A 20,076-nucleotide genomic window follows, 5' to 3' on the forward strand; every position below is an offset into this window, starting at 1 on the left:
ATGGGCGGCGGGACCGGACTCTCCGTGATGCTCCGGGGGCTGAAAGAGAAGCCGCTGGATATCACGGCGATCGTAACTGTCGCAGATGACGGGGGAAGCTCCGGGATTCTGCGCAGTGAGCTGCAGATGCCGCCGCCCGGGGATATCCGCAACGTACTTACAGCTATGGCTGACGTTGAGCCTCTGATGGCGCAGATTATGAAGTACCGCTTCAGCAGCGGAGAAGGCTTAGCCGGACATAGCCTGGGCAATTTGATTCTGGCTGCACTGACCGACATCTCCGGGGATTTCGTTACAGCAGTCCGGGAGCTGAGCCGGCTGTTCGCCGTTCGCGGCCGGGTGCTGCCTGCGGCCGGAGAGGCGGTAATCCTGCATGCCGAGATGGCGGATGGGACGCTGATTACCGGCGAATCCAAAATTCCGGAGGCAGGCGGCGTCATTAAGCGCGTGTTCCTGGAGCCTGTGGATGTAGAGCCGCTGCCGGAGGCGCTGGAGGCTATCCGCAACGCAGATGCTATTCTGCTTGGTCCGGGCAGTCTGTACACCAGCATTCTGCCGAATCTGCTGGTGCCGAAGCTGGCAGAGGCCGTAGTGGCTTCAGAGGCGATTAAGATTTTTGTATGCAATGTGATGACCCAGCCGGGCGAAACGGATAATTATACAGTTAATGACCATCTTCAGGCCGTATATGACCACATCGGGCTGCATCTGTTCGATTATGTAATCGTGAATGACGGGGAGATCCCGGAGCAGGTTCAGCTTAAATACGCCGAGAAGGGCGCCCGCCCGGTGCAGCTTGACCGTGAGGCTGTGGATGGCAACGGGTATAAGGTGATTGCCGACAAGCTGGTATTATTCAAAACCTATTTGCGGCATGATACAGATAAGCTCAGTCACCATATTTTCCAGCTGGTGAAGGATTGGATTGACAGAAAGAGTTAAATGAAAGAGGTGAGCCCCTTGTCTTTTGCGGCCCTTACCAAAAAAGAGCTGACGATGGTCGAGAGCCCGCCCTGCTGCGAGAAAGCGGAAATGTCAGCGCTGATCCGAATGAACGGTTCGGTGCAGCTTTCAAGCAAAAAGGTGGTTCTCGACATTTCGACGGAGAACGCCGCGATTGCAAGGCGGGTATATTCTTTGCTTAAGAAATATTACCAGGTCCATATCGAGCTGCTCGTGCGTAAAAAAATGCGTTTGAAGAAGAATAACGTCTATATTGTAAGAATTCCGAACCAGGTCCAGGAGATCCTTAAGGATCTGCGGATTGTCTCTGAAGGTTTTATTTTCACGGATGGGATTGATGAGGAGATTGTCGGCAAGAATTGCTGCAAGCGTGCCTATCTGCGCGGAGCCTTCATGGCAGGCGGTTCAGTCAATAACCCGGAGGGCTCTTCGTACCACTTGGAAATCGCTTCCATGTATGAGGAGCACTGCAAGGCGCTCGTTGAGCTGGCTGGTGAATTTCACCTGAATGCCCGCTGTATAGAACGCAAAAAAGGCTTCATCCTATACATCAAGGAAGGCGAGAAGATCATCGAGTTCCTCAGTCTGATCGGCGCTCATCAGGCGCTGTTCAAATTCGAGGATGTGCGGATCATGCGCGATATGCGCAACTCGGTCAACCGGATTGTGAACTGCGAAACGGCCAATCTGAATAAGACGATCAGTGCGGCGGTACGCCAGATTGAGAACATCAAGCTGCTGCAGCGCGAGGTGGGTCTGGAAAGTTTGCCGGATAAGCTGCGGGAGGTTGCCGAGATCAGATTGGCTCACCCGGATATTAACCTCAAGGAAGTCGGGGATATGCTGGGCGGGACGGTCAGTAAATCGGGTGTTAACCACCGTTTGCGCAAAATTGATGAGCTGGCGGACAAGGTCCGCGGCGGCTGATTATTTTTTTTCTAGTGCGGTATGCGTTATAATGATATAATATTATAAAATTAATGTGAAATTTTTGGGCAGATCTCAAATAGGGGGTAAGCGTTTCATGACAAAGCACCCGGTAGTTGTTCGGTTGAAGACGGGGCTCCATGCTCGGCCGGCAGCATTGTTTGTGCAAGAAGCTAATAAGTTTTCGTCGGAGATTTTCGTGGAAAAAGACGATAAAAAAGTGAACGCCAAGAGTATCATGGGCATTATGAGCCTTGCGATCAGTTCCGGTACGGAGATTCATATCAGCGCAGATGGTGCAGACGCGGAACAGGCTGTAACCGCTTTGACCAGTCTGGTAAGCAAGGAAGAGCTTGAGAATCAATAAATGCTACATGGTCTTACTAAAAGCCCCTTAGGGGCTTTTTTTCATATCAGCTATACTGGATAAGGCGGGGGATAGGAATGCAGATTCAAGGCAATGAAGTATCATTAGTGGAACCTGCTGAGACGTTTAGAGAGCCGTATTTAGCCTTTTATGAGGAGTGGAAGGCCAGCGGTGAGCCATTTGTCCCCTGGGTAACAGAGATGGACCCGGCTGACTTTGGCGGTATGATTCAGGCTCTTCGCGGGTATGCCCATGGTGCAGAAATCCCGGACGGGTGGGTGAGAAGTTCAACCTTCTGGCTGGTGACTACGGACAAGCGGGTAGTGGGAGCTGTGAACATCAGGCATCGGCTGACGGAGAGGCTGCTCCATTCTGGCGGGCATATCGGTTATGGCATCGTCCCCTCTGCACGCAGACAGGGCTATGCAAGTGAGCTTCTGAAACAGGCTCTCCTGAAGGCAGGTGAACTGGGTATTGAGCAGGCACTCGTGGTCTGTGACGCCGTCAACACCGCATCGGAACGGACAATCCGCAGGAATGGCGGTATCGAGGATAGCGAATATATAGAGGAGGACGGAAATGTCATCCGCCGCTTCTGGATCGGGACGGGGAGCAAATAAAAAAATATCGTACATTGCTCATGCAACTTTTACCATGCTGTCCCGTCTAGAGGGTACTAACACTTAAACGAATCGAAAGGGGATGGCAAGCATGAGAAAATGGGGTAAATCGATTGGAGCAGTATTGCTGGCAGGGAGCTTGATGATTGGAGGAATGGGGTTGAGCGGAGTGCTAAAGGGTCCTGAAAAGGCTTACGCTGATGAGGTGCAGAAGAATATTGTGAACGTGGTGGGCAAAGGCGAGCTGTCGATCAAACCGGATATCGCGTATCTCTCCATCGGGGTAACGACAACTGCCGAAACCGCGCAGGAAGCACAGAAGGGCACAGCCGCGAAGGTCTCCAAGCTGACCGCCTTGTTCAAGACCACTTGGGGCATTGCGGACAAGGACATTCAGAGCACCCAGTTCTACGTACAGCCTAACTACACTTACAGCGAGAAAGACGGCCAGAAGGTAAAAGGCTATAACGCCCAGCATACCCTGGAGGTCGCTTACCGGGATCTGACAAAGGTTGGACAATTGCTGGACGCTGCCTCGGCGGCTGGAGCGAACAACATCGGCAATGTGCGGTTTGCCATTGAAGATCCATCGGCTTTTGAAGCACAGGTAATCGAGAAGGCTATGCAGAATGCAGATGTCAAAGCAGCGGCTATTGCCAAAGCAGCCAAACGCGGACTGGGCCAGGTAGTCACAGTCGTTCAGAGTGATGACGGGAATAACCCGGTGGTCTACGCTGAAGCAGCGCAAAAGATGGCAATGGATTCTGCTGCCGGAAGCTCCGTTGAACCCGGGCAGGTCAAGGTCACTACCCAATTGAATGTAACATATGAACTGAAATAAACGTTTCGCAAGAGGCGCTTGCTCTGCTGTTATAGCGGGGCAGGCGCTTTTATATAATTATATGAATGTATATATATGCACATATGCGCTATCGAAAGCTCTCAATTTGTTTAAATTGAGGTAACAGGATCTTTAGATAATCATGGCAAACCTTAAGAAACTGTAAAGCGGATTGTAACAATCCCCGCGTATTCTTTAACTATAATAGGAACAGTGATACTGAGGAACACACATCATGACTAATCATACCACTAGGTGGAAGGGGAAATAACAATGAGTACGAACTCTAAGAAATACATCCGCAGATGGGGTGCAGGAATGCTCGCAGCAGGAATTCTGCTGGGCGGAACAGGAATCCTCAATGCAGATATTACGGAGGCCGCTCCGGCAACCGTTCAGGCCAAAGCCAAATCCTCCTCTGTAGTGCTCAAGGTAAACGGTAAAAGCACAGCCCTAACGGGCCTGCTCCAGGAAGGAAAGGTATGGGTGCCGGTAACCTTCCTGCGCGATGCGCTGGGGATGCCACTCTCTTATGATAAAGCAGGGAAGACCTACGCGATCGGTACCGGTGCTGCGCAAACGAAGCTGGTACTTTCAGAATATGGAATCGCTATTAAGGTGAACAATTATTACATCAATGAATATGACGTCAAACAACAGAACAACCGGCTGTACGTCCCGTCTCAGCTCATTAACGATTACCTGGGCTATAAGGTGGACTGGAACGCGGCAGCAGGACAGCTGAATCTGACGAAAAGAACGCAGAATGCGATAACTATCAAGACTGTGAGCTATGTGAAGGATCATAAGGATGCGCCTGTCCGGCTGGATTATCCGCAGGTCAGCGGTCTGGCAAGTGCAGAGGCTGAGAAGGCAATCAATGATACGATTAAGCAGACCGTTCTGAAATTCGCAGCCGAATCTGAGGATGTAATTTCCAAGCGCCAGAAGGATGAACAGCCTTATGAATTTGAAGGCGGCTATGTAGTCACCTACAATCAGGATGGCGTACTTAGTCTGGTGACTAATCAGTACGAATATACCGGCGGTGCTCACGGGATGACGTACCGCAATGCCTTCACCTTCTCGCTCAAAGACGGCAAACGCCTGCTGCTGGGCGACCTGTTCGGGGCCAACCCCAATTACAAGAAGCAGCTTAACAGCAAGTTGACTACTGAGCTCAAGGCTCATGGAGGCTATCTGGGCGGGTTCACCGGCCTGAATACCGAGAAGTATTTCTATTTAAAAGATGGAAAAGCGGTGCTCTTCTTCCAGTTGTATGAATATACCGTCTATGCTGCAGGCTTCCCGGAATTCGACTTCAGCTTCAAGGAACTTCTGCCTGACGGTAGCAGTCCGTTCACAGCGCTGAAATAATAGATCTTCATAAGAATGCTCTTGTGTTTCCTCCGGGAGACGCAGGGGCATTCTCCATGTGCAGTGCCTAATCAGCCTGCCCTGCCGTTACCACTTTACCCGGATAGTCATAAGCTATAGAAGGCAAGCAGCTTATAACGGGGAGGTAAGGTTATGGTCTATGCGTATACGGCTATCGGAGATTCACTCACAACTGGCTTCGGGGCGCTGCCCGGGAACGGGTTTGTCCCCATCTATCGTCGGATGGCAGAAGGGAGGCTGGGCACGCCAGTGGCGCCGGCGAATCTTGGCGTCAACGGTCTGACCACCGGGGGGCTGAAGCAACGGCTGAGGACCTCTAATGTCTACCGGGCAGCAGTGAAGGATGCGCAGATCATTACGATGTCCATTGGCGGCAATGACTTGATTAAGGCAGCCCGGGCAGCGGGGCCCAGGCCCGGTGAATTCCAGGGCTTGCTTCAGCAGGCGCTCCGGGATTGCAAGCACAATTACAGCGACATCATGGGCACCCTTACACAGCTCAAGGCTGGTACGCGTAGCCCCTATATCATCCGATTGGTAGGCCTCTATAACCCATATCCCCAGGTGGATGAAGCAACAGAGTGGGTGCGGGAGTTCAACCGCTATGCCGCAGGCTATAGCAGTAATAATGTAGGTTTTGCTTCGATATATCATGAATTTGCCGGTAATGAGCGGGGGCTGCTGTTCCTGGACCATATCCACCCGAACGGCAGAGGCTACCGCGTAATCGCAGGCAAGCTGGATGCCCTGGGGTACGGGGGCTTAAGGTAGGCATGAAGAAAGAGGCTGTAACATGACCGGACCGGTCTGTTACAGCCTCTTGGTGTATTCATTGGGATAGATTACTTATACGCCTGTCGGCAAAGTCTTCTCAATTACCTTGTCCACGATACCATATTCGGCAGCGTCTGCAGCACTCATGAAGTAATCGCGGTCGGTATCCTTCTCGATCTTCTCCAGCGGCTGGCCTGTACGCTCGGACAGGATGCGGTTCAGCTTCTCACGCAGCTTGATGATGCGGCGGGCGCGGATCTCGATATCCGAAGCCTGGCCCTGGGCACCGCCTAGCGGCTGGTGAATCATGATCTCGCTGTTCGGCAGGGCGAAACGCTTGCCCTTGGCACCGGCGTTCAGCAGGAATGCTCCCATAGAAGCGGCCATACCTACACAGATGGTAGATACATCCGGCTTAATGTATTGCATTGTATCAAAGATTGCCATACCCGCTGTGATGGAACCGCCTGGGCTGTTCACATACAGGTGAATATCCTTATCCGGGTCCTCGGCAGCCAGGAAGAGCATTTGTGCGATGATGGAATTGGCTACCACGTCATTAACCTCCGTTCCAAGGAAAATGATGCGGTCCTTCAGCAGGCGGGAATAGATGTCATAAGCGCGCTCACCGCGGTTGCTCTGTTCTACTACCATAGGAATATAACTCACGTGGAAAACCTCCTTGAAATTGGTGCTTCGAATGTGTTCATTGTTTACTGTTACCGTAATAACCACATGATAAACAAATTCAAACAAAAAGTCAAAGAAAGTCAAACTTACTTTCAAAAAAAAGAGCCCTCAAGCGGCTCATTGGTTAAAAATAATATATCCGGCACTAAATTATGTACAAGCTTGAAAATAATGGCGCGCCCGCCAAGAATCGAACTTGGATCTCAGGCTTCGGAGGCCTACGTCATATCCATTGGACCACGGGCGCAACAGAAATTATTATAATACACATCTCGGATAAAAGCAATGTGTATTAAGCATGCTGCTTAAAAATAGTTTTGTCCGTTTTCATTAAGAGAGCCGGAGATACGCCTCCTGCCTGCTGTGCGCCGGACAAGCCCATGTATAAGATGAAAGCGGGCTGAGAATTATAGTCTCGGAACACTTGCACTCGGCGTCAGTTTTGGGTAGAATATGGGTGGGACTTAAAAAGTTAACCCGGGACATTTTGAGACCACGAACAAGGGATAAGAGAAAGACGAAGTTGCAGGAGTGAAAGCATGCGTAATTTATTGGAAATCCAAAAGCAGCTTCTGCCTGATCTCATGGAAACCCTTAAGAGACGGTATACGATTCTACATCAGATCATGCTGTCAGATATTATTGGGCGCAGGACGTTAGCCGCATCGCTTGATATGACTGAGCGGGTGCTGCGCGCCGAGACGGATCTTCTGAAATCGCAGGGGCTCATTGAGATCGAGAGCGTCGGTATGCGCATTAGCGATGCCGGTCGCGGACTGCTTGACCTGCTGGAGCCGATCGCCAAGAGCCTATTCGGCCTGGATGATCTGGAAGAGAAAATTCGTACTACGTACGGTCTCACCAAAGTCATTGTGGTGCCTGGCGATTGTGAGACATCGCCCTTCACCAAGCGTGAACTGGGGCGCGCAGGCTCCAAGGCACTGCTCAGCGTACTGCGCAGTGACGACACGATTGCCGTCACAGGCGGATCAACCCTGGCCGAGATGGCCGATCAGCTGACCCCGCCGCTATCCCTTTCCTATAAGAACGCCTGGGTTGTTCCGGCGCGCGGAGGACTGGGAGAGAGCATGGAGATACAGGCCAACACCATAGCTTCAACCATGGCCAAACGGATTGGCGCCAATTACCGTCTGCTGCATGTGCCCGATCTGCTTAGCGGAGACGCCTATCAGTCGCTTGCGCAGGACTCTAATATTGGAGAGATTGTACAAATTATCCGCAGATCGCGTATTATTGTACATGGAATAGGTGATGCCATTGAAATGACCCACCGCCGCAAGCTGGACTCCGGGACAATCTCAGAGATTCAGGGCGAGGGTGCTGTAGCCGAGTCCTTCGGATACTATTTCAATGAGGACGGCGAAGTGGTTCACACTATGCTGACCATGGGGCTGCGCCTGGAAGACATTATCCGAACCGAAGTCGTTATCGGCATTGCCGGAGGCAAACGCAAGGCGAAGGCTATTCATGCGATGCTGCGGTTCGGGCAAGAGGATATTCTCGTCATCGACGAGGCGGCGGCTGTCGAAATTGGCAAGGAAATCGACACACAGCTACAAAAGGTCCTATAGATTCCATTAAATGGGGCGCGCGCAAAGGGTTTATGCATTATACTTAACATTGTTGTCTTGACGAGCCTCACGGCCTGTCTTGAATAAATAAAACGAACTCTAGGAGGAACTATTCAATGAGTGTAAAAGTTGGTATTAACGGTTTTGGACGTATTGGACGCCTTGCATTCCGCCGTATTCAAAATGTAGAAGGTATCGAAGTGGTAGCAATCAATGACTTGACTGACGCTAAGATGCTTGCTCATTTGCTTAAATATGATACAACTCAAGGTAAATTCCAAGGCGATGTTGAAGTGCATGACGGCTTCTTCAAAGTTAACGGTAAAGATGTTAAGGTTCTGGCGAACCGCAACCCTGAAGAACTTCCTTGGGGAGAGCTTGGCGTTGATATCGTTCTGGAATGTACTGGTTTCTTCACAACTAAAGAAGCCGCTGAGAAGCACCTGAAAGGCGGAGCTAAGAAAGTAGTTATTTCCGCTCCTGCTACAGGCGACATGAAAACTGTTGTGTACAACGTTAACGATGACATCCTTGACGGTTCCGAAACAGTAATCTCCGGTGCATCTTGCACAACGAACTGCCTGGCTCCTATGGCCAAAGTCCTGAACGACAAGTTCGGTATCATCGAAGGTCTGATGACTACTATCCACGCTTACACAGGTGACCAGAATACTCTTGATGCTCCACACGCAAAAGGCGACTTCAGACGCGCCCGCGCTGCTGCTGAGAACATCATCCCTAACACTACCGGTGCTGCTAAAGCCATCGGCCTGGTTATTCCAGAACTGAAGGGCAAACTTGACGGTGCAGCACAACGTGTGCCTGTAGCTACAGGTTCCCTGACTGAGCTGGTTACTGTTCTGGACAAGAGCGTAACCGTTGAAGAAATCAATGCAGCCATGAAAGAAGCTTCTGACCCAGAAACTTATGGCTACACTGAAGATGAAATCGTATCTTCCGACATCAAGGGTATGACTTTCGGTTCCCTGTTCGATGCAACTCAGACTAAAGTACTGACTGTTGGCGACAAACAGCTGGTTAAAACTGTTGCTTGGTATGACAATGAAATGTCCTATACTGCACAGCTGGTTCGTACTTTGGAGAAATTCGCTAAGCTTGCTAAATAAGACCGATTTCATATAAGCAGTACAATAGAGCGGAAACAAGGAAAGTCTGTTTCCGCTCTTTCTAAAAATATAAGACTTTATAGGCTGGTCGCTATAAAGTATCCTTCTATTTCTCGCTGAAACGGTACCGTCCTAAAGAGGACGGTAAAGGTCGTTTCAACTTGATGAACTGGATTCGTGTGAAATGGCTTTGTGAAGGAACCAATTTTGGGTGTGGAGGAAATGTTAATCATGAACAAAAAAAGTGTCCGTGATGTAGAAGTAAAAGGCAAACGCGTATTCGTGCGTGTAGATTTCAATGTGCCAGTGGAAGACGGCAAGATCACTGATGATACCCGTATCCGCGAAACCCTTCCAACAATTAAATACCTGATTGAGAACGGTGCAAAGGTCATTCTGGCCAGCCATATGGGCCGTCCTAAAGGCGAATTCGTCGATTCCATGCGGTTGACTTCCGCTGCAGTCCGTTTGTCTGAATTGCTCGGCAAACCGGTAGCCAAGGCTGATGAGGCCATCGGCGAAGCGGTAAAAGCGAAAATTGCTGAACTGAACGATGGCGATGTGCTTGTGCTTGAGAATGTCCGTTTCTACAAAGGCGAAGAGAAGAATGATCCTGAACTGGCTAAGCAGTTCGCTGAACTGGCTGACCTGTTCGTCAATGACGCATTCGGCGCAGCTCACCGTGCCCATGCTTCGACAGAAGGAATCGCTCACTTCCTGCCTGCAGTATCCGGTCTTCTGATGGAGAAGGAATTGTCCGTCCTCGGCAAGGCTCTTTCTAACCCGGAACGTCCTTTCACTGCCATCATCGGCGGTTCCAAGGTTAAAGACAAGATTGACGTTATCGACAACCTGCTGAATCTGGCTGACAATGTACTGATTGGCGGCGGCCTCTCTTACACGTTCACCAAGGCTCAAGGTTTCGAAATCGGTAAATCCCTGGTAGACAACGACAAGATTGATGCAGCACTTGGATTCATTGAGAAGGCCAAGAAGCTGGGCAAGAACTTCGTGCTTCCGGTTGACGTTGTAGTCGCTGACAAGTTCGGTGCAGATGCCAACACCAAGATTGTAGATGTAACCGAGATTCCTGCAGACTGGGAAGGTCTGGACATCGGTCCTAAGACTCGTGAAATCTATGCCGATATTATCAAAAACTCCAAGCTGGTTGTATGGAATGGACCTATGGGCGTATTTGAAATCGATAAATTTGCTGAAGGTACTATTGCCGTAGCTCAGGCTTGTGCAACTACTGAAGGCTACACAGTTATCGGCGGCGGAGATTCCGCAGCAGCTGCTGAGAAATTCCACCTCGCAGACCAGATGGATCACATCTCCACTGGCGGCGGCGCATCGCTCGAGTTCATGGAAGGCAAGGCTCTTCCAGGTGTAGAAGCACTGAACGACAAGTAATACCGAAGAGGGAGGCAATACATCACTATGAGTAGAACACCTATTATTGCAGGCAACTGGAAAATGTTCAAAACCGTTCCGGAAGCTGAAGGCTTCATCGCTGAAATTAAAGGCCAGGCAGAAGTGGCAGGTGTAGAGACTGTTATCTGCGCGCCATTCACTAACCTGCCAGCACTGGTTGCAGCGGTACAAGGCACCACCATCAAGATTGGTGCACAGAACCTGCACTTTGAAGATAACGGCGCTTATACAGGTGAGATCAGCGGCGTAATGCTGAAGGATCTTGGTGTAGAGTATGTTATTATCGGTCACTCCGAACGCCGTGCTTATTTCGGTGAGACGGACGAAATCGTCAACAAAAAAATGCATGCGGCATTCCGTCACGGCATTACTCCAATTGTCTGCGTAGGCGAAAAGCTTGAAGAGCGTGAAGCTGATCAGACTAAGGACGTATGTAAGGTTCAGACTGAAGCGGCATTTGCCGGTCTTAGCGCAGAGCAGGCAGCAAGCGTAGTTATCGCTTACGAGCCAATCTGGGCGATTGGTACAGGTAAATCCTCCACTTCCCAGGACGCCAATGAAGTTATTGCTTATATCCGTACCCTTGTTAAAGGTCTGTACGATGAAGCAACCGCTGAAGCAGTACGTATCCAATACGGCGGCAGCGTGAAGCCTGAGAATGTAACGGAGTACATGAGTCAAAGCGACATCGACGGCGCTCTTGTCGGCGGTGCCAGCCTGCAGCCTGCTTCCTTCGTTTCACTCGTTGAGGGGGCGAAGTAAGAATGTCAGCTCCAAGACCTGTAGCACTGATTATCATGGACGGCTTCGGACTGCGGAACACGGATGAAGGCAACGCTGTTGCCCAAGCCAACAAGCCGAACTACGACCGTTACCTGAAGCAATATCCGAATACTACGCTTACCGCTTGCGGCGAAGCTGTAGGTCTGCCGGAAGGCCAAATGGGTAACTCTGAAGTAGGACACCTTAACATTGGTGCCGGCCGGATTGTATACCAGGACCTGACCCGTATCGACAAGTCGATACGCGACGGAGAATTCTTTGAGAACGAAACGCTGGTGGCTGCTGTAAGAAGCGCTAAATCAACCGGCAAAAAGCTTCACCTCTATGCCCTGGTATCCGATGGCGGCGTACACAGCCACATCAATCACCTGTTCGCCATGCTCGATCTGGCCAAAAAAGAAGATCTGCATGAAGTCTATATTCATGCCTTCATGGATGGCCGTGACGTACCTCCCGACAGTGGACAGAAGTTCATTCAGGATCTGGTCGCCAAGATTGAAGAGGTTGGCGTAGGAACGATTGCTACGGTATCCGGACGCTATTTCGCGATGGACCGTGACAAACGCTGGGACCGTGTAGAGAAGGCTTACCGTGCAATGGTATATGGCGAAGGCCCTAAATATACCGATGCCCTTCAGGCCATCACTGCATCCTACCAGAATTCTGTGTTCGATGAATTCGTGGAGCCAAGTGTAGTTGTGGACAGCCAGAACAACCCGGTAGCGACAGTGGAGAGCGGCGATTCTGTCATTTTCCTTAACTTCCGTCCTGACCGTGCGATCCAGCTGTCACAAGTGTTCACAAACTCGGATTTCCGCGGCTTCGACCGTGGTCCTAAGTTCCCGCAAGGCCTGCACTTCGTATGCCTGACTACCTTCAGTGAGACCGTTCAAGGCTTCGTGGCGTACTCCCCGAAGAACCTGGACAACACGCTCGGTGAAGTGCTGGTTCAGCAGAACAAGAAGCAGCTGCGTATTGCGGAGACAGAGAAGTATCCGCATGTGACCTTCTTCTTCAGCGGCGGACGCGACGAGGAGCTTCCTGGTGAGACCCGCATCCTGATCAACTCGCCCAAAGTGGCAACCTATGATCTGCAGCCTGAGATGAGCGCATACGAAGTGGCGGCGGCCTGCGTAGCGGAGATCGAAGCGGATAGACAAGATGCCATTATCCTGAACTTTGCTAACCCTGATATGGTAGGACACTCCGGCATGCTGGAGCCTACGATTAAGGCAGTTGAAGTTACGGACGAGTGCGTAGGCAAAGTTGTGGATGCTGTGGTTGCCAAGGGCGGCGTTGCTATTATCATTGCCGACCACGGGAATGCGGATATGGTATTCGATGAGAACGGACGTCCGTTCACAGCCCATACCACCAACCCGGTTCCATTCATCGTTACCACTGAAGATGTAGTTCTGCGTGAAGCTGGTATTCTCGCAGATGTGGCACCGACGATCCTGGATCTGATGGGACTTCCGCAGCCTGCGGAAATGACCGGACAATCCATGATTGCCAGCCGCAAATAAGCAAGACATCTGTTTTTGTAAACCCAAAACCATTGTATAAAAGGAGATTAAACTTACATGACTATTATTTCTGATGTGTATGCACGCGAAGTCCTTGACTCCCGTGGTAACCCTACTGTAGAGGTTGACGTATATCTGGAGTCCGGTGCAAAAGGCCGCGCTATCGTTCCTTCCGGCGCTTCCACTGGTGCTCATGAAGCTGTAGAGCTTCGTGACGGCGACAAATCCCGTTACATGGGTAAAGGCGTTCTGAAAGCTGTTGAGAACGTAAACGAAATTATCGCTCCAGAAGTAATCGGGATGGACGCTCTTGACCAAGTGGGCATCGACAAGCTGATGATCACTTTGGACGGAACTCACAACAAAGGTAAGCTGGGCGCTAACGCAATCCTGGCTGTATCCATGGCCGTAGCACGCGCTGCTGCAACTGCTCTGGACATTCCTTTGTATGTATACCTGGGCGGATTCAACGCCAAGACTCTTCCAGTACCAATGATGAACATCATCAACGGTGGTGAGCATGCCGATAACAACATCGACGTTCAAGAGTTCATGGTTCTTCCAGTAGGGGCTTCAAGCTTCAAGGAAGCTCTGCGTACAGGTGCGGAAATCTTCCACAACCTGAAATCCGTACTGCAATCCAAAGGCCTGAACACAGCTGTTGGCGACGAAGGCGGTTTCGCACCGAACCTGGGTTCCAATGAAGAAGCGATCACTACAATCATCGAAGCTATCGAAAAAGCCGGTTACAAGCCAGGCGTTGACGTATTCCTCGGTATGGACGTAGCTTCCACTGAGTTCTACAAAGATGGTAAATACACACTTGCAGGCGAAGGTAAATCTTACACTTCCGCTGAGTATGTTGACCTGCTTGCTTCATGGGTTGAGAAGTACCCAATCATCACAATCGAAGACGGTATGTCCGAAGATGACTGGGATGGCTGGAAATTGCTTACTGAAAAATTGGGCGATAAAGTCCAGCTGGTTGGTGACGACCTGTTCGTTACGAACACTGAGCGTCTGGCAACAGGTATCGAAAAAGGTATCGGTAACTCCATCCTGGTTAAGGTTAACCAGATTGGTACACTGACTGAAACCTTCGATGCGATTGAAATGGCGAAACGTGCCGGTTACACAGCTGTAATCTCCCACCGTTCCGGTGAGTCCGAAGACAGCACTATCGCTGACATCGCTGTAGCAACCAACGCTGGCCAGATCAAGACTGGTGCTCCTTCCCGTACAGACCGTGTGGCTAAATACAACCAACTGCTTCGCATCGAAGACGAGCTGGGTGAATTGGCTCAATACAATGGCCTGAAATCCTTCTACAACCTCAAAAGATAATTTCTTTTGAATCAATGAGCCTGCCGGTTTCCGGCAGGCTTTTTTGTTGCTTCTACCTGCGATAGATGGCAATAATGAGATTTTCATAGTGAGATAGGGCGTGAATGCCGTCTGGAAGGTTGTATTCATTCTGTGGCTATGATAAAATAAAAATGCTGTTTATGAAACGGAAATTCTAATTTAGCATAGATAGTGATGCTTGGACGTAGGAGGTGGAAGTGAATGGATATCTTTTTGAAAGTGGTGCTTCTGATTTTTGCCGTAGGTCTGATTGCGGTCGTTCTTCTGCAAAAAGGGAAAAGTGCAGGTCTTTCCGGTGCCATCTCCGGCGGTGCCGAGCATCTCTTCGGTAAAACAAAGGCACGCGGTATGGAGCTTGTGCTGCAGCGTGTAACAGTTGGTCTGGCAGCTGGATTCTTCATCATGTCAATTGTTGTTGCCATTGTTGTTGAATAACGGGTCTATAGTAAGCCTTCGCTCTGTTCTTAATGGAATAGACGGGGGCTTTTTTGTATGGAGATATAAAATTGTGAACATCATAACAGGGATGCCCGGGATTGATTTCGTGTATACTAGGGTATGAAGTATATAAAGGTAAATTTTACTTGAAATGATTACTGTGCAATAGGACAAGGCATACAGTATGCCGATGCATAGGAATGCAGCAGGAGGCTGAGGTGACGAACATGATAACACAGGAAATCTTACTTGATTTCATGCGGGAGACCGCTTATAAACCACTAACTTATGAAGAACTGGTGAGCCATTTCGCCGTGGAGGATAGTGCCGATTTCAAAGCCTTTGAGGCTCTATTAATTGACCTGGAAAAGGACGGCCGGATCATTTTGACCCGGAGCAGCCGCTATGGTGTGCCTGAGCGGATGGATTTGCTGCGCGGACGGCTGCAGGTACATGCGAAGGGCTTTGCTTTTCTGATTCCCGATAACCGGGAGCACCCGGATGTGTATATCCACGCGAACGATCTGAAGGGTGCAATGAACGGCGATATCGTCTTGATCCGTATTACCTCGAAGAGCCCGTCCGGCGGGCGCATGGAAGGCGAAGTGGAACGGATTCTGATCAGAGGCGTGTCGCAGACGGTGGGTGTCTTCCAGAGCCTGGAGACCTATGGCTTCGTGCTGCCTGACGATAAGCGGATTAACCGGGATATTTTCATCCCCAGGGAGTCTTTCAAGGGTGCGGTTGACGGGGAAAAGGTGGTTGTCCGCATTGTAAACTATCCGGAGGGCCGTGCTGCGGCTGAGGGCGAGATCATTGAGATCCTTGGCCATAAGGATGATCCGGGCGTGGATATTCTGTCGGTGATCCGTAAGCATCAGCTTCCGGAGGCTTTTCCGGCTGAGGTGATGACGGAAGCAGAGCAGGCGCCGGATTCGATCACAGATGAAGAGATTATCGAGCAGGGGCGGCGTGATCTGCGCGGGCTCAATATCGTAACGATTGACGGCGCGGATGCCAAGGATCTGGATGATGCGGTCAACGTAGAGCGTCTGGAGAATGGTCATTATAAGCTGGGCGTTCATATTGCTGACGTAGGCTATTATGTGCGTGAAGGCTCTGAGCTAGACAAGGAAGCCTATGACCGCGGTTGTAGTGTGTACCTGGTGGACCGTGTCATTCCGATGCTTCCGCACCGGCTGTCGAACGGTATCTGCAGCTTGAATCCGCAGGTTGACCGTCTGACGATGTCCTGTGAAATGGAATTTGACGAGCAGATGAAGGTCGTGAAGCACGATGTCTTCACCAGTGTCATCCGCACGAAGGAGAGAATGACCTACTCTGACGTACGGAAGATTGTCGAGGATGAAGATCCTGAGCTGCTGGAGCGTTATGCTCCGCTAATCGGGGATTTCCGGCTGATGAAGGTGCTGGCGATGAAGCTGCGCGATGCCCGGATGCGGCGCGGGGCGGTGGATTTCGATTTTGAAGAGAGCAAAATTATTGTAGATGAGGCCGGTAAGGCTATCGATATTGTAAAACGTGAACGCTCTGTGGCAGAGCAGATTATTGAAGAGTTCATGCTGGTCGCTAATGAGACGGTGGCAGAACATTTCCACTGGCTGAAGGTTCCGTTCCTGTACCGGATTCATGAAGACCCGGACCCGGAGAAGCTGCAGAACTTCATGGCTTTTGCGGCTAACTTCGGTTACCACGTGAAGGGCCGTGGGAATTCGGTTCACCCGCGTGCGCTCCAGGATCTGCTGGAGCAGATTCAGGGAACGAAGGAGCAGACGGTGATCAGCACGATGATGCTGCGCTCCATGAAGCAGGCGAAGTATGATGCCGAGAGTACCGGGCACTTCGGGCTGGCAGCGGAGTTCTATTCCCACTTCACCTCACCGATCCGCCGTTATCCCGATCTGGTCATTCACCGCGTTATGCGTGAGGTCCTTGAGAATGGAGGAGCGCTGAGCGAGAAGCGCCACGAATACCTGGCCTCCCGGATGCCGGATATTGCCCAGCAGTCCTCGGAGCGTGAGCGTGTAGCTGTTGAAGCCGAGCGAGATACCGAGCAGCTGAAGAAAGCGGAGTTCATGCAGGACAAGGTCGGCGAGGAATTCGAAGCCATGATCAGCAGCGTGACCAGCTTCGGGATGTTCATTGAGCTGGATAATACGGTCGAAGGTCTCATTCGCCTCAGTGCGCTGACGGATGATTACTACCACTTCGATGAAGCTCATATGGCGCTGATCGGCGAGCGTACCTCCAAGGTCTTCCGCATCGGCGATGAAGTGAAGATCCGCGTGGCCAAGGTCAATATGGATGACCACACCATTGACTTCGAGCTGGTTGATATGAAGCCGCGCGCGGCGGGAGATCACCGGAGCTACGGTGGACGGGGCGGCAAAGGCGGCCGTCCGGGCGCTGGAGGCATCAGCAAGCCGTTCGCCGGTAAGGCTGGAGGCGGCAAGGGGCGTGGCGGTAAAGGCAAGCCCGGCAGTGCTGCTGCCGGAGGCAAGAACGGCGCCGGCAAGAAGAAGGGCGGCGCCTCGGGCGGCAGCTTCGGCGCTGCCGGTAAGGGCAAGGGCGGTGCGGCCGATGGCTTCGGCGGCGCTGTAGCCGAGCCACGCCCGGATGGAGCGGCGGCGTGGGACATCGCCGGCGCAGCAGGCAGCGGCCGCAAGCGTGGCCGCGGGCCGGAAGCGGCAGCACGGCGCGGTCTTGCCGCCGCAGGCGCAGCAGGCGGGGCGAAGGCGGACCGCCGGGGCGAAGCCGGCGGGTCTGGCGCTCCGCGCGAGGGCGGTAGAGGCCGCGGCGCGGAGGCCGGTGGCGGTGCCGGGGGACGCGGCATCGCGTTCGGCTTTGGCTCGGGCAAGGGCGGCTACGGCGCGCCGAGCGGTGGCGGGTCTGAGCAGGCGGGCGGTGAGCTGCGCGGCGTAGACGCGGGCACACGGTTCCGCAGCCGCGAGGACCTCGGGGCCGAAGGGCGCGGTGCAGCGCCGGAGGGCAAGGGCCGCCGCAAGAAGAAAGGCGGCGTGTTCATTAGCCCCTCCGTGACGCCAGGCAACGGGGAGTCCGCAGGCCAGGCAGGTGCTGACACTGGCGAGAAGAGCGGGCGCCGTAAGCGTAAGAAGAAACCTAAGGCGTAGGCTGAACGATATGAGGCACTGTTCCTTTAGGGGAACAGTGCTTTTTAATAAGAATTTGGCTTCATACAACCGCAGCATAGAGCGATCCTTCCTTGCGCTGGCAGCTCCGCTTTTGATACAATATAGACCTGGTGTCCGTGAAGGATTGCCGGGAATTCGATTCAAGGAGTGACGCTCATGGGTAAAAAAGCAGACGGGAAAGTGCTCGCCCAGAACAAAAAAGCTTCCCATGACTATTTTATTGAGGACACCTACGAAGCTGGTTTGGTTCTTACAGGAACAGAGATCAAATCGCTGCGTAATGGCCGCGCCAACATAGGGGATGCGTTCGCTACGATCCGCAATGGCGAGATTCATATCCACAACATGCATATCAGTCCTTTTGAACAGGGCAACCGCGCCAATCCTACCGACCCTACGCGTACACGTAAGCTGCTTATGCATAAGGAGCAGATACACAAGCTGCTGGGCTCGTCCAAACGGGATGGCTTCACCATTGTGCCGCTTAAGATATATGTGCGTAATGGCTATGCCAAGCTGCTGATTGGTCTGGGTAAAGGTAAGAAAGAATACGACAAACGGGATTCCGCCGCGAAGCGTGACGCACAGCGTGATATCCAGCGCGTGCTGCGCGACAAACAGAAGGTAGCCAGATAGACGGACTGCTGCACCTGCGCGAAGTGGTTCCAGATTCAACCTTCAATTCCTTTAACCCGCGTGTTAAAGTGTTGATAAATGTGCTATACTAGGTAAGTAGATTTTTTGCTTCTGAACAGCCATCTTAAGTCAGATCGCTGTGTACCGGATCAGCATTTGTGCTTGTGATTGATCCGTTAATCCGAAGCGCCCTTTCTAATGAGGGGCCGTTCTTGGATTCGACGGGGATAGTTCGAGCATGAGTAGCGAGTAGTGGGGACGCGTCCGCTTCATCAACGCTAAAGCCTATTAAACGGCAAACAACAAAACAACTACGCTTTCGCAGCCTAAGAAACTGTGTGCGTGCTTCTACTCTGCATCGTCCATGTGACAGGGCTAGGGGCTAACAAATAGTGGAATACGCTGTCTCATCTCCGCCTGGGGTGAGCTGAAGAAGATAATCAGGCTGACCCGAAGGGGACCCGGTTACGGGGGGCTTCTAGGGTGACATCAAAACTGTAACTACACTCGTAGAAGCTTATGTGCCGTTATCTTCGGACAGGGGTTCGACTCCCCTCGGCTCCATATGGAGTAAAGTAGAAGACACCTTGAAGGGTGTCTTTTTTCATTTTTGCGGTTATTTTGGACTATAAGACAGCCCCCTGGACCTATAATAAAAACAGCGGCCACATGGTTTACTCGCCAATCCGTTACTTTTCGCAGTGTATGGGGCACTGGTAGCTGGGATTTTTGAAGAGGCCGGCAGATATTTCGGGTTCCGCTTACTGCTTAAACATAATCGGAAACGAAGAGATGGCATTGCATACGGACTGGGCGAGGGGGGTTGAAGCGATATTTATTTCCGGAATGACCTCGATTCAGACGCTCGTATATGCCGTAATGATAAATACGGGCAAGCTTGAGCAGTCACTGGGCGGGAAAGCATCACCCGATGTATTGGCAGATATCAAGAGCAAGCTGCTGAATGCTTCATTTTATGAGTTTCTTCTGGGAGGCTTGGAACGGATACCCGCACTTTTTATTCAAATTGCTCTATCGCTTATTGTCCTGTACGCAGTGCGTGCAAAGAGGAAAATAGTTCTGGTGTATGCCATTTTATTGCATGCTCTTATTGATTTCACTCCGGCTCTCTATCAGGCGTACCCAGGGAAAATCAGCTTGTGGTTTGTGGAAATTCTCCTGCTACTAATCGGAATTGGTGCTTTCTGGCTGATCAGCCGCTCGTGCAAATGGCAAATTTGGTCGGTTGATAATCACTAGATTTTTGGAGCTTGGTTGATTTTTAGATGGAACTAAACTAACGGGCAGTTATCTATAAGACGATTGATTCATTCGGGGGATTGCGGGAATTTCAAAAGTGGAATATTATTTACTTATAATTAACGTATTGGCTTACTAATTAATGATTATATTAATTATATT

At 51.3% G+C, this 20,076-nt stretch carries 17 protein-coding genes, 1 tRNA gene, 1 other RNA gene and 1 pseudogene; 18 read left to right on the forward strand and 2 right to left on the reverse strand.

The annotated features are described in order from the left end of the window. From MKZ07_RS24320 to MKZ07_RS24350, 7 genes are all read left to right on the forward strand, one after another. Positions 1 to 942 carry a gluconeogenesis factor YvcK family protein gene (locus tag MKZ07_RS24320; protein WP_179090418.1) on the forward strand — a complete coding sequence of 314 codons (942 nt, stop codon included), beginning with the start codon at positions 1 to 3 and terminating at the stop codon, positions 940 to 942. Positions 943 to 960: 18 nt separating this feature from the next. Beyond that, the gene (whiA, locus tag MKZ07_RS24325) at positions 961 to 1,890 is read left to right on the forward strand and encodes a DNA-binding protein WhiA (protein ID WP_036690073.1); all 930 of its coding nucleotides are present in this window, start codon (positions 961 to 963) and stop codon (positions 1,888 to 1,890) included. A 97-nt stretch (positions 1,891 to 1,987) separates the two neighbouring features. Then, entirely contained in the window at positions 1,988 to 2,257 is a 270-nt protein-coding gene (locus MKZ07_RS24330; protein ID WP_036690075.1) for an HPr family phosphocarrier protein, read from the forward strand. 77 nt (positions 2,258 to 2,334) lie between these two features. Beyond that, positions 2,335 to 2,877 (forward strand): GNAT family N-acetyltransferase, encoded by a 543-nt coding sequence (locus MKZ07_RS24335; RefSeq protein ID WP_076155976.1) that lies wholly within the window; start codon positions 2,335 to 2,337, stop codon positions 2,875 to 2,877. Positions 2,878 to 2,968: 91 nt separating this feature from the next. Next, entirely contained in the window at positions 2,969 to 3,718 is a 750-nt protein-coding gene (locus MKZ07_RS24340; RefSeq protein ID WP_036690079.1) for an SIMPL domain-containing protein, read from the forward strand. Positions 3,719 to 3,991: 273 nt separating this feature from the next. Beyond that, entirely contained in the window at positions 3,992 to 5,095 is a 1,104-nt protein-coding gene (locus MKZ07_RS24345) for a PdaC/SigV domain-containing protein (RefSeq protein ID WP_341028135.1), read from the forward strand. A 153-nt stretch (positions 5,096 to 5,248) separates the two neighbouring features. Beyond that, the gene (locus MKZ07_RS24350; RefSeq protein ID WP_036690081.1) at positions 5,249 to 5,887 is read left to right on the forward strand and encodes a GDSL-type esterase/lipase family protein; all 639 of its coding nucleotides are present in this window, start codon (positions 5,249 to 5,251) and stop codon (positions 5,885 to 5,887) included. Between the two features lie 75 nt (positions 5,888 to 5,962). On the opposite strand, the gene clpP is transcribed toward MKZ07_RS24350, so the two are convergent. Together clpP and MKZ07_RS24360 are read right to left on the reverse strand one after the other, a co-directional pair. Then, positions 5,963 to 6,559, reverse strand: coding sequence for an ATP-dependent Clp endopeptidase proteolytic subunit ClpP (gene clpP, locus MKZ07_RS24355; RefSeq protein WP_036690083.1), 597 nt, complete (start codon positions 6,557 to 6,559; stop codon positions 5,963 to 5,965). Positions 6,560 to 6,752: 193 nt separating this feature from the next. Next, positions 6,753 to 6,827: transfer RNA gene (locus tag MKZ07_RS24360), tRNA-Arg, on the reverse strand. Positions 6,828 to 7,119: 292 nt separating this feature from the next. Between MKZ07_RS24360 and MKZ07_RS24365 the strand changes: the two genes are divergently transcribed. From MKZ07_RS24365 to MKZ07_RS24415, 11 genes and pseudogenes are all read left to right on the forward strand, one after another. Then, positions 7,120 to 8,172, forward strand: a complete 1,053-nt coding sequence (locus tag MKZ07_RS24365) for a sugar-binding transcriptional regulator (RefSeq protein ID WP_036690084.1) — start codon at positions 7,120 to 7,122, stop codon at positions 8,170 to 8,172. A gap of 116 nt (positions 8,173 to 8,288) precedes the next feature. Then, on the forward strand, positions 8,289 to 9,299 hold the full coding sequence (gap, locus tag MKZ07_RS24370; RefSeq protein WP_036690087.1) for a type I glyceraldehyde-3-phosphate dehydrogenase: 1,011 nt from the start codon (positions 8,289 to 8,291) through the stop codon (positions 9,297 to 9,299). Between the two features lie 231 nt (positions 9,300 to 9,530). Then, positions 9,531 to 10,712: a phosphoglycerate kinase gene (locus MKZ07_RS24375; RefSeq protein WP_036690089.1), complete on the forward strand. Its 1,182-nt coding sequence runs from the start codon at positions 9,531 to 9,533 to the stop codon at positions 10,710 to 10,712. 27 nt (positions 10,713 to 10,739) lie between these two features. Next, positions 10,740 to 11,495 (forward strand): triose-phosphate isomerase, encoded by a 756-nt coding sequence (gene tpiA, locus MKZ07_RS24380; protein WP_036690091.1) that lies wholly within the window; start codon positions 10,740 to 10,742, stop codon positions 11,493 to 11,495. Positions 11,496 to 11,497: 2 nt separating this feature from the next. Beyond that, on the forward strand, positions 11,498 to 13,042 hold the full coding sequence (gene gpmI / locus MKZ07_RS24385) for a 2,3-bisphosphoglycerate-independent phosphoglycerate mutase (protein ID WP_036690093.1): 1,545 nt from the start codon (positions 11,498 to 11,500) through the stop codon (positions 13,040 to 13,042). A gap of 57 nt (positions 13,043 to 13,099) precedes the next feature. Beyond that, a complete protein-coding gene (eno, locus tag MKZ07_RS24390) occupies positions 13,100 to 14,386 on the forward strand; it encodes a phosphopyruvate hydratase (RefSeq protein WP_036690094.1) in 1,287 nt (428 codons plus the stop codon). 222 nt (positions 14,387 to 14,608) lie between these two features. Further along, a complete protein-coding gene (gene secG, locus MKZ07_RS24395; RefSeq protein WP_036690096.1) occupies positions 14,609 to 14,842 on the forward strand; it encodes a preprotein translocase subunit SecG in 234 nt (77 codons plus the stop codon). A gap of 230 nt (positions 14,843 to 15,072) precedes the next feature. After that, on the forward strand, positions 15,073 to 17,997 hold the full coding sequence (gene rnr / locus MKZ07_RS24400; protein ID WP_341029755.1) for a ribonuclease R: 2,925 nt from the start codon (positions 15,073 to 15,075) through the stop codon (positions 17,995 to 17,997). A gap of 177 nt (positions 17,998 to 18,174) precedes the next feature. After that, positions 18,175 to 18,654 (forward strand): SsrA-binding protein SmpB, encoded by a 480-nt coding sequence (gene smpB / locus MKZ07_RS24405; RefSeq protein WP_036690100.1) that lies wholly within the window; start codon positions 18,175 to 18,177, stop codon positions 18,652 to 18,654. Between the two features lie 202 nt (positions 18,655 to 18,856). Then, positions 18,857 to 19,221, forward strand: a transfer-messenger RNA (tmRNA) gene (gene ssrA / locus MKZ07_RS24410). A 134-nt stretch (positions 19,222 to 19,355) separates the two neighbouring features. Beyond that, positions 19,356 to 19,914, forward strand: a pseudogene (locus MKZ07_RS24415) (YhfC family intramembrane metalloprotease). Positions 19,915 to 20,076: the final 162 nt, after the last annotated feature.

The organism is Paenibacillus sp. FSL P4-0338 (assembly GCF_038002365.1).
Taxonomy (GTDB): domain Bacteria; phylum Bacillota; class Bacilli; order Paenibacillales; family Paenibacillaceae; genus Paenibacillus_AQ.